Source organism: Pseudomonas sp. REP124 (assembly GCF_020164475.1).
Taxonomy (GTDB): domain Bacteria; phylum Pseudomonadota; class Gammaproteobacteria; order Pseudomonadales; family Pseudomonadaceae; genus Aquipseudomonas.
On record NZ_JAIQWX010000066.1, the window covers coordinates 23387 to 32284 of the forward strand.

General features: G+C 62.9%; 8 protein-coding genes. All 8 read right to left on the bottom strand.

Going from position 1 to position 8898, the window contains the following annotated elements:
• Positions 1–383: 383 nt before the first annotated feature.
• On the bottom strand, positions 384–2438 hold the full coding sequence (gene paaZ / locus K9857_RS17080) for a phenylacetic acid degradation bifunctional protein PaaZ (RefSeq protein WP_224537687.1): 2055 nt from the start codon (positions 2436–2438) through the stop codon (positions 384–386).
• Positions 2439–2502: 64 nt separating this feature from the next.
• Positions 2503–4149: a cation acetate symporter gene (locus K9857_RS17085; protein ID WP_224537689.1), complete on the bottom strand. Its 1647-nt coding sequence runs from the start codon at positions 4147–4149 to the stop codon at positions 2503–2505.
• On the bottom strand, positions 4146–4454 hold the full coding sequence (locus K9857_RS17090; protein ID WP_224537691.1) for a DUF485 domain-containing protein: 309 nt from the start codon (positions 4452–4454) through the stop codon (positions 4146–4148). The genes K9857_RS17085 and K9857_RS17090 overlap by 4 nt, the downstream gene beginning before the upstream one ends.
• Positions 4455–4710: 256 nt before the next feature.
• Positions 4711–5787: a 1,2-phenylacetyl-CoA epoxidase subunit PaaE gene (gene paaE, locus K9857_RS17095; RefSeq protein WP_224537693.1), complete on the bottom strand. Its 1077-nt coding sequence runs from the start codon at positions 5785–5787 to the stop codon at positions 4711–4713.
• Positions 5788–5820: 33 nt separating this feature from the next.
• Positions 5821–6354, bottom strand: coding sequence for a 1,2-phenylacetyl-CoA epoxidase subunit PaaD (gene paaD, locus K9857_RS17100; RefSeq protein WP_224537695.1), 534 nt, complete (start codon positions 6352–6354; stop codon positions 5821–5823).
• A complete protein-coding gene (gene paaC / locus K9857_RS17105) occupies positions 6341–7102 on the bottom strand; it encodes a 1,2-phenylacetyl-CoA epoxidase subunit PaaC (protein WP_224537696.1) in 762 nt (253 codons plus the stop codon). The genes paaD and paaC overlap by 14 nt, the downstream gene beginning before the upstream one ends.
• Before the next feature lie 8 nt (positions 7103–7110).
• Positions 7111–7392, bottom strand: coding sequence for a 1,2-phenylacetyl-CoA epoxidase subunit PaaB (gene paaB / locus K9857_RS17110; protein ID WP_007943393.1), 282 nt, complete (start codon positions 7390–7392; stop codon positions 7111–7113).
• A 28-nt stretch (positions 7393–7420) separates the two neighbouring features.
• Positions 7421–8410, bottom strand: coding sequence for a 1,2-phenylacetyl-CoA epoxidase subunit PaaA (gene paaA, locus K9857_RS17115; RefSeq protein WP_224537698.1), 990 nt, complete (start codon positions 8408–8410; stop codon positions 7421–7423).
• Positions 8411–8898 lie beyond the last annotated feature (488 nt).

Below are 8898 nucleotides of genomic sequence, written 5' to 3' on the forward strand. Positions count from 1 at the left end.
TTTTGTGGAAGCGAGCCTGCTCGCGATGGCGGCGGCACATCCAACATTTTCGCTGAAAGAAATGGGCGGGCAAGCCCGCTCCCACAGATTCAGCGGGTGTACGCAGGTTCGGCAACCAACCAAAGTCCCTGTGGGAGCGGGCTTGCCCGCGATGGCTGCCTCACATTCACCAGCTCCATTGAATGTGAAGACCCCATCGCGAGCAGGCTCGCTCCCACAGTTGTCCATCGGTCGGGCACAAAATCTGCAGCCAACCAGAAACCCATGTGGGAGCGGGCTTGCTCGCGAAGGGGCCGTATCAGTCAACTTTTACATCGCCTGACACACCGCCTTCGCGAGCAAGCCCGCTCCCACTCTTGATCGAGGTGATCACAAGGCTGTGATCAATCCTCGCGCTTTACCACCAACGTCAAAATGTCATAGCTGGCCACCAACTCACCCAGCTGGTTGGTGACTTCCACATCCCACGCCACCACCCCTTGCGGAATGCCTTGCGGGCTCTTTTTGCCCTGGTCGATTTTGCGTTTGCAGGTCAGGCGGGCCTGGATGGTGTCGCCGATGCCGACCGGGTTGATGAAGCGCAGGGTGTCGAGGCCATAGTTGGCCAGGACCGGTCCAGGCGCTGGCGAAACGAAAAGCCCGGCTGCGGCCGACAGGACGAAGTAGCCGTGGGCGATGCGCTTGCCGAATTGCGATTCCTTGGCCGCGATGTCGTCGAAGTGCATGTAGAAGTGGTCGCCCGACAGGCAGCCGAAGTTCACCAGGTCCGCTTCGGTGACGGTGCGGCGGTGGGTCAGCAGCGACTCGCCGATCTGCAGGTCCTGGAAGTAGCGACGGAACGGGTGCACTTCGGTTTCGATGACCTTGGCGCCACGCACGTATTCGCCGGTGACCGCTGCCAGCATGGTTGGCGAACCCTGTACCGCGGCGCGTTGCAGGTAGTGTTTCACCGCGCGCAGACCGCCCAGCTCCTCACCACCGCCGGCACGACCCGGACCGCCGTGCTTGAGTTGCGGCAGCGGCGAACCGTGGCCGGTGGATTCGCCGGCGCAGTTGCGATCCAGCACCAGCAGACGGCCGTGCAGGGCAGCGGCGACTGGAATGGCTTTGGCTGCAATCGCTGGATCCTTGGTCACCAGGCTCGCCACCAGGCTGCCTTTGCCGCGCGCGGCCAGTGCCAGGGCTTCATCCAGATCGTCGTAGGCCATCAGGGTGCTGACCGGACCGAACGCCTCGATGTCATGTGCGCCACCTTCGGCGTGCGGATCGCGGGCCTGCAACAGGGTCGGGGCGAAGAACGCGCCCTTGTCGACGTTCTCGCCGCGTGGTTCGAAACCGTCACGGGCGCCGAATAGCATGTCGCTGCTCTGCAACAGCGCTTCCAGGCGCTCGGACACGTCTTTCTGCTGATCGTGAGAAGCCAGCGCACCCATGCGCACGCCTTCCACCGAAGGGTCGCCGACCACCACCTTGGCCAGGCGATCACGCAGGCGCGTGGCGACGGCGTCGATGTGCTTGGCCGGGACGATGGCGCGGCGGATGGCGGTGCATTTCTGCCCGGCCTTGGTGGTCATTTCCTTGGCCACCTCCTTAATGAACAGCTCGAATTCTTCGTCGTCCGGGGTGACGTCCGGGGCGAGGATCGCGCAGTTCAGCGAGTCGGCTTCGGCGGTGAACGGCACCGAATTGCGAATCAGGTTCGGGTTGACGCGCAGCTTGGCGGCGGTGTCGGCGGAACCGGTGAAAGTCACCACGTCCTGGCCTTGCAGGCGGTCGAGCAAGTCGCCGGTGCCACCGATGATCAGTTGCAGGCTACCCGCCGGCAACAGGCCGGATTCGTCCATCAGACGCACCACGGCTTCAGTCAGATAGCTGGTGGCGCTGGCGGGTTTGACGATGCACGGCATGCCGGCGAGGAAGCTCGGCGCGAACTTTTCCAGCATGCCCCAGATCGGGAAGTTGAAGGCGTTGATGTGCACCGCCACGCCACCGCGCGGCACCAGGATGTGGGTACCGGCGAAGGTGCCCATTTTGCTCAGTTGCATCGCCGGGCCTTCGTGGACCACGTTGCCCGATGGCAGCTCGCGCGAGCCCAGACCCGCGTAGGTGAACAGGGTGCTGTTGCCGCCTTCGATGTCGATCCAGCTGTCGGCACGGGTCGCGCCGCTGTGGTGGGAGATCGCGTAGAGCTGTTCCTTGCGTTCGGCCAGGTACAGGGCCAGGGCCTTGAGACGTTGGGCACGTTGCTGGAAGTCCAGCGCCATCAGGCCGCTGACGCCTTGGCGACGGCCGTGTTCGATGGCTTCGGCGAAGTCCGGACGCTCTTCGTGGGTGCGGGCGATTTCATGGCCGTCGATGGCGCTGCGCAGGATTTGCGCGCCTTGTTGGCCGATCCAGCGACCGGCGATGAAGCTTTGCAGTGTAGGAGAAGAGGACATCAGGATTGCTCCGGGTATGGTCAGTGTCTGGCGCGGGTTTTAGCCGCGCCTGTCAAATGGATGATCAGTGCTGGCTGGCGCCCGAAGCGCCGATGCCGGTCATGGAACGAATGAACTGCGCCAGGTAACGGCCGCGCTCGAGGGCGGCCCGTGGCGAACGGTCGGTGACCGAGAACAGCCAGGCGCTGGAGAAGGCCAGGCTCATGGAAAACAGCGCCGGGTTGGAATACGGGAACAGCGCCTTGTCGTGGTGCATGACGTTGACCCACACCGCCGGGCTCAGCACCAGCAGCACAATCGCCGAAACCAGGCCAGCCAGGCTGCCCAGCACCGCGCCACGGGTGGTCAGGCCTTTCCAGTACATCGAAAGGAACAGCACCGGGAAATTCACCGAGGCGGCAATCGCCAGCACCAGACCGGACAGGAAGGCAATGTTCTGCGATTCGAACAGCAGGCCGAGGATGATCGCCAGCACGCCGATGCACAGGGTGGCGATACGCGACACGCGCATTTCCTGTTGCTCGCTCGCCTGGCCCTTGCGGATCACGCAGGCATACAGGTCGTGGGACACCGCCGAGGCGCCGGACAGCGCAAGGCCCGCCACCACCGCCAGGATGGTGGCGAAGGCCACCGCCGAAATGAAGCCGAGGAACAGGTTGCCGCCCACTGCCTGGGCCAGATGCACGGCGACCATGTTGCCGCCGCCGATGATCGCGCCGCTGGCGTCGCGGTAGGACGGATCGGTGCCGACCATGACGATGGCGCCGAAGCCGACGACGATCAGCAGCAGGTAGAAATAGCCGATGAAACCGGTGGCGTAGAACACGCTTTTACGCGCTTCCTTGGCGTCGCTGACGGTGAAGAAACGCATGAGGATATGCGGCAGGCCGGCGGTGCCGAACATCATGCCCAGGCCGAGGGAAATCGCGTCGATCGGATTGGACAACAGGCCGCCCGGCGCCATGATCGCCGCGCCCTTGGCGTGCACTTCGGTGGCGCCGGCGAACATCGCTTCGGTGCTGAAACCGAAATGCTTGAGCACCATGAACGCCATGAAGCTGGTGCCGAACAGCAGCATCACCGCCTTGATGATCTGCACCCAGGTGGTGGCGAGCATGCCGCCGAAAGTCACGTAGAACACCATCAATACGCCGACCAGCATCACCGCGTAGAGGTAGTCGATGCCGAACAGCAATTCAATCAGCTTGCCGGCGCCGACCATCTGCGCCACCAGGTACATCAGCGCCACGGTGAGGGTGCCGAAGGCCGAGGTCAGGCGCACCGGGGTCTGTTCCAGGCGATAGGAGACCACGTCGGCAAAGGTGTATTTGCCCAGGTTGCGCAGGCGTTCGGCGATCAGGAACAGGATGATCGGCCAGCCGGCCAGGACGCCCAGGGCGTAGAGCAGACCGTCGTAGCCGTTGAGGAACATCATCGCGGAGATGCCGAGGAATGACGCGGCGGAGATCATGTCGCCGGCAATCGCCAGGCCGTTCTGGAAGCCGGTCATGCCGCCGCCGGCGGTGTAGAAGTCGCTGGCCGAGCGGGTGCGCAAGGCGGCCCAGCGGGTGACGCCGAGGGTGAACAGCACGAACACCAGGAACATGCCGATGGCGTTCCAGTTCAACGGGCGTGCGGCGCCTTCGGCGGCAACCGCGAGGTCAGTGACCACGGCCAGAGGCAGCAGGAACAGTGCAAGAAGGCGGCTCATCGGGCGCACTCCTGCTTGAGTTTGTCGTTGAGCGGGTCGATCACGTTGTTGGCGCGATAGACGTAGAAACCGGTCAATGCGAAAGCCAATACCACCATCACCACACCCACCAACATGCCCACGGTGGTTACGCCACCGCTCAGGGACTGGCCGAGGGTGGCCGGAGAGAACGCCACCAACAGGACAAAACCGAAATAAATCACCAGCATGATCAGCGACAGCGACCAGTAGAGCTTCTGCTTGCGGCGCACCAGTTGGATGAAATCGGGGTGCTGGTGGATGAGTTCTATGTCTTGTGGGGTCATGGCACGTTCTCTTGTTTTTGTTGTGGGATGTAGCGGTTGTAGGAGCGAGGCTTGCCCGCGAAGGCGGTATGTCAGGCAGCATCAATGTTGAATGTGCTGGCCTCTTCGCGGGCAAGCCTCGCTCCTACAGGTAAAGCGCGGTCCCCTGTAGGAGCGAGCTTGCTCGCGATGGAGGACGGGACACCGCGGGGTGTCAGGCTGCCAGCGTTATCGTTGGCGACCATCGCGAGCGTGCTCGCTCCTACAGGGGATCGAGTCAGAGCTGATCGAAATCCAGCACAACCTTGTCGCTGATCGGGAACGCCTGGCAGGACAGGACGTAGCCGGCGGCGACTTCGTAGTCTTCCAGGGCGTGGTTGCTGTCCATTTCCACTTCGCCTTCGATGACCTTGCACTTGCAGGTCGAGCACACGCCGGCCTTGCAGGAGTAGGGCAGTTCGGCGCCCTGGGCGTTGCCGGCGTCGAGGATGCTCTGGCTGTTGCGCGGCAGGTCGAAGGCCAGGGCGCGGCCGTCGCTGATCACGGTGATCTGGCTGACCGCCGAATCGATCTGGCGGGCGGCCTCGCGGGCTTCGCGTTTCTGCTGGCTGCCGGCGACGGCGAACAGCTCGAAATGAATCCGATCCGACGCCATGCCCTTGGCTTTCAGGCTGTCACGCACGGTCTCGGTCATTTCCTGCGGGCCGCAGATGAACGCGGCATCGAGGGCTTTCACGTCGAGCCAGCGAGTGAACAGCTGCTCGCATTTCTCGGCGTTGATCCGGCCGTTGTACAGGTCCACATCCTGCTGCTCGCGGCTGAACACGAAGATCAGGTTCAGGCGTTGCAGGTAGCGGTTTTTCAGGTCTTCCAGCTGTTCGCGAAACAGGGCGCCGGAGCTGGAACGGTTGCCGTACAGCAGGGTGACGCGGCTGTGGGGCTCGGTTTCCAGGGTGGTCTTGATGATCGACAGGATCGGCGTGATGCCGCTGCCAGCGGCGACGGCCAGGTAGTTGCCGTGGCGAGCCGGGTCCAGTTCGACGCTGAAATGCCCGGCCGGTGGCATGACTTCCAAGGTATGCCCGGCTTTCAGTCGTTCGTTGGCAAAGGCGGAGAAACGCCCGCCGGCCACGCGTTTCACCGCGATACGCAGTTCACCGTCGTTGACGCCGGTGCAGATCGAGTACGAACGGCGCACTTCTTCGCCGTCCATCTGGGTGCGCATCACCAGGTGCTGGCCCTGGGTGAAGTGGAAACTGTCCTGCAAATCCTGAGGAATCTCGAAGGCGATGGACACCGCGTCACGGGTCTCGGTGCGCACGTCCTTGATGGTCAGGCTGTGAAATTTACTCATTCTTGTTCTCCAGCTGGGACGGCCGATCGCCGCTCAGATGCACTTGAAATAGTCGAACGGTTCCCGGCAGTCGACGCAGCGATACAGCGCCTTGCACGCGGTGGAACCAAACTCGCTGAGCACCTCGGTGTGGGCGCTGCCGCATTGCGGGCAGATCACCACCGGGCTCTCACCGAGCAGGCTGCGTTTGCTGGTGCTGCCCTCGGGCGGCGCGATGCCGTAGGCGCGCAGGCGCTCACGGCCGCTGGTGCTGATCCAGTCGGTGGTCCAGGCCGGGGTCAGGCGGCGCTCCAGTTGCGGCGCTTTGAAGCCCGCGAGTTCCAGCGCGTCGCGGATATCGCTTTCGATCACCTCGGTGGCCGGGCAGCCCGAGTAGGTCGGCGTGACCACCACGTGCAAGTGACCGGCCTGCCAGTCCAGATCGCGCACGATCCCCAGGTCGACGACGCTGACCACCGGCACTTCCGGGTCCATGACTTCGCGCAGGATCGCCCAGGCGGATGCCAGGTCGGTCGGTTGAGCCGGCCGGGCGCCGAGGTCGCTGGCGATCAGATCACCAGGTTGCATCGGGGTACGCTCGTGGCAGGAACTGCATTTCAGCCAGCAGGATGCCCAGGTGTTCGGTGTGCAGACCCTTGCGTGCGTTCAGGTAGAAGTAGCTCGCAGCCGCCGGGACGGGCAGGGTGGCGCTGGCGAAAATCGCTTCGACCTTGGCCTGCCATGCAGCACCGACAGTTGCGATATCCGGGGTGATGCCGGCGGCGCACAGGCGCTGTTCGCTGTCATCGGCGGCGAGCAGTTCCACGGTGAAACGCCAGACTTCCGGGATGGCCGCGAGCATGCGCTTGTGGCTTTCCTCGGTGCCGTCGCCCAGACGCTCGACCCATTCGCTGGAGCGGCGCAGATGATAGGTGACTTCCTTGACGGCCTTGGCGGCGATCCCGGCGACGCGCTCATCGCTCGACTGGGTCAGGCCGGTGAGCACTTGCAGGTGCCAGGCGTCGTACAGGAACTGCTTGAGGATGGTCACCGCATAGTCGCCGTTGGGTTGTTCCACCAGCAGCAGGTTGCGATAGGCACGCTCGTCGCGGCGGAACGCCAGGTGATCGGCGTCGCGACCATCGTCCAGCAGCTCGGCGGCGTATTCGAGCCAGTTGCGGGCCTGGCCGACGAGGTCGAGGCCGACGTTCATCAGCGCCAGCTCTTCTTCCAGCGCCGGGGCCTTGCCGCACCACTGGCACAGGCGCTGACCCTGGATCAGGGCGCTGTCGCCCAGGCGCAGCAGGTATTCGATCAGATCGGTCTTGTTATTCATGGTCGACCTCACATGTGCCCGACTTCGGCCGGCAGCTCGTAGAAGCTGGCATGGCGGTAGACCTTGTCGTCCGACGGGTCGAACAGCGGGTCTTTTTCATCCGGCGAGGACGCGGTGATCAGCGCCGACGGCACCACCCACAGGCTCACGCCTTCGCTGCGACGGGTGTAGAGCTCGCGCGCGTTCTCGATGGCCATGGTGGTGTCGGCGGCATGCACGCTGCCCACGTGCTTGTGGTTAAGGCCGTGCTTGCTGCGCACGAAGACTTCGAAGAGGGTCCACTCGGACATTTCAGTTACTCCACATCAGGTGGCCGGATCAGGCGGCGTTCTTGTTTTGTTTTTTGCGGGCGTGGGCGACAGCGGCTTCGCGTACCCAGGCACCGTCTTCAATCGCCTTGCGGCGGGTGGCGACGCGTTCGGTGTTGCACGGGCCGTTGCCCTTGAGCACTTCGTAGAATTCGTCCCACTGGATTTCGCCGAAGTCGTAGTGGCCACGCTCGGCGTTCCACTTCAGGTCCGGGTCAGGGCAGGTGCAGCCCAACAGTTCCAGTTGCGGGATGGTCTGGTCGATGAAGCGCTGGCGCAGTTCGTCGTTGCTCTGGCGCTTGATTTTCCAGGCCATGGATTGCGCGCTGTTCGGCGAGTGTTCGTCGCTCGGGCCGAACATCATCAGCGACGGCCACCACAGACGGTTGATCGCGTCCTGGACCATGTCCTTCTGCGCCTGGGTACCGTGACGCATCATGGTCAGGAGGATTTCGTAGCCCTGGCGCTGGTGGAAGCTCTCTTCCTTGCAGATACGGATCATCGCCCGCGAGTACGGACCATAGGAGGTGCGCTGCAGCACCACCTGGTTGACGATCGCCGCGCCATCCACCAGCCAGCCCACCGCGCCCATGTCGGCCCAGTTCAGCGTCGGGTAGTTGAAGATGCTCGAATACTTGGCTTTGCCGGTGTGCAACTTGTCGATTTCTGTATCGCGATCGGCGCCCAGGGTTTCCATGGCGCTGTACAGGTACAGGCCGTGACCGGCTTCGTCCTGGATCTTCGCCATCAGTTGCAGCTTGCGCTTGAGCGAGGGGGCGCGGGTCACCCAATTGCCTTCGGGCAGCATGCCGACGATCTCGGAGTGAGCGTGCTGGGAAATCTGCCGAATCAGGGTCTGTCGGTAGGCATCTGGCATCCAGTTCTTGGCTTCGATCTTGATTTCTGAATCGATTTTTTCCTGGAAGGCGCGTTCCTGTTCGGACATTTCCGACAGTTCCTTGATGCGCTTGACTCCGGTTTCTACAAGCTGTGCGTACATTTCGGTCTCCGGCCTCTTTTTTGTTCAGGGGCATTTCGAGGGCATGGAGAACTTTATAAGCGATACAGAAATTAATATCAAACAGAAAATATCGTGTCGTATGTATTTTTGTATCGCTTTGGGATGAATGGTTGGTTTTTCAGGCAAAACCGTCCCCTGTAGGAGCGAGCACGCTCGCGATGGAGGCAGGAACGCCGAGGGGTATCAGGCAGCCAGCGTCATCGTTGACGACCATCGCGAGCAAGCTCGCTCCTACAGGGGTTGGTGGTGTTGGCAGATTTTTTGAGCGCCGCAGGACCTGTGGGAGCGGGCTTGCCCGCGAAGGCGTCAGGTCAGGCGACATTGATGTTGGATGTGCCGGCCTCTTCGCGAGCAAGCTCGCTCCTACAGGGGTTGGTGGTGTTTGCGGGTTTTGTGATCGCCGCAGGACCTTGTGGGAGCGGGCTTGCCCGCGAAGGCGTCAGGTCAGGCGACATTGATGTTGGATG